Source organism: Alkalibacterium sp. s-m-28 (genome assembly GCF_054658175.1).
The window spans coordinates 1-666 of record NZ_BAAGIQ010000234.1; the positions used below are offsets into that span (position 1 = coordinate 1).

General features: G+C 44.1%; 1 protein-coding gene. It reads left to right on the forward strand.

What is annotated here, in order from left to right; translation table 11 throughout:
• Positions 1 to 666, forward strand: a 666-nt coding sequence (locus tag ACYQ4S_RS12105) for an ExeA family protein (protein ID WP_459771411.1), incomplete at both ends; no start/stop codon positions are given.

Consider the following 666-nt stretch of genomic DNA (forward strand, 5'->3'; position numbering starts at 1 on the left):
TTTTCTTATTACGGATTAACCACCAATCCGTTCACAAAAGACCACCCTTATACCTTTAAAAGTACGGATTACCTGGAGATGCACGCCCGTTTAGACCAAGTGGTCTCTCAAAAGGGTATCGGTCTCTATACAGGAGCCTCTGGCGTAGGGAAAAGCCGTATCGTTCATCACTTTCTTAACGGCTTAAATACGAATCTGTATACCTGTTGTGAAATCAAGGAGACACGGTTATCCAGTCGTGATTTTTATCAGGAATTAGCCATTGAACTGGGACTGGAACCGAGCCACAAAAAGGTCGTCAATTTTCGCAACATCCAGGAACGCATTCGCCAATTAGAGAGTCAGCGTATCACGCCAGTCATTGTCCTGGATGAAGCCCAATTTTTGTCAATGGACATCTTTGAAGAACTGCTTCTTTTATTGAATTTTCAACGAGATACGGTCTCAAACACAGTGGTCTTACTTATTGGCACTGCCAGTCTGCTGGATAAATTACGGTATGCGTCCTTAGAGGCCTTAAGGCAACGGGTTATTTCTATTTATCACTGTACGGGTATTCAGCAAGATGAAGCGAGACAATACGTGGAGGCAAAACTCAAGAGTGCCGAAGGCAGTCTTCGTATCTTTGATGAGAACGCACTCACGTCCTTAATCAGCCATGCCCAA